Here is a 558-nt window from a genome sequence, read left to right on the forward strand (position 1 = left end):
CCAGCCAAGTCCGAGGGAGGTTCAGGAGGAAGGTAACGTTGAATAATTGCTGCCCATGCATTCGTCTCTGGCGGTAACCCACGTAAGGCGAGTTCCACTGCGGATCGGACGGCATAAAGAACCGTCCATTTTTCGTTCCATTCCTGATATTCCGGCAGCTTAACGCGCCGATCACCGAGCAGCCGCAGTAGCCGCACCAAAGGTTTGGCGGTGATTAGGTGGCCCACGACATTTAATTCACTGATAAGCCCTAAAAGCAGCCACACGTCATTCCCACTGGACTCAGCAAGAACATTAAGTTGCTCATATTGCCCCAAATCGATAAGTCTTCGCCCCAAGCGGCATCCCACATCGAAAGCCAGATGTCGGGGTCTCCAGCTTCTCACGAAGTGAGCCGCTGCCTCGGGACCTCGCAGACGCAGTAGTGCTAGAGTAAGCTCTACCCTGTCCTCATGACTTACATTTTCCCGTTGACGTTCCTCCTGAGGCAGGCGGGCCCAAGTCTGCAGCCAATCCATGGCCATACGGAGCCGGCTAAGTGCAACTGCAGAGAACTCA

Annotated in this window: 1 protein-coding gene; it reads right to left on the minus strand. The window is 54.5% G+C overall.

The window, feature by feature from the left end:
* On the minus strand, window positions 1-338 hold a 338-nt coding region (locus tag ACGTN6_RS20940), incomplete at its 3' end, for a hypothetical protein (protein WP_394595034.1).
* Window positions 339-558 lie beyond the last annotated feature (220 nt).

It is taken from the genome of Halomonas sp. B23F22_20 (assembly GCF_043496985.1).
GTDB lineage: Bacteria > Pseudomonadota > Gammaproteobacteria > Pseudomonadales > Halomonadaceae > Halomonas.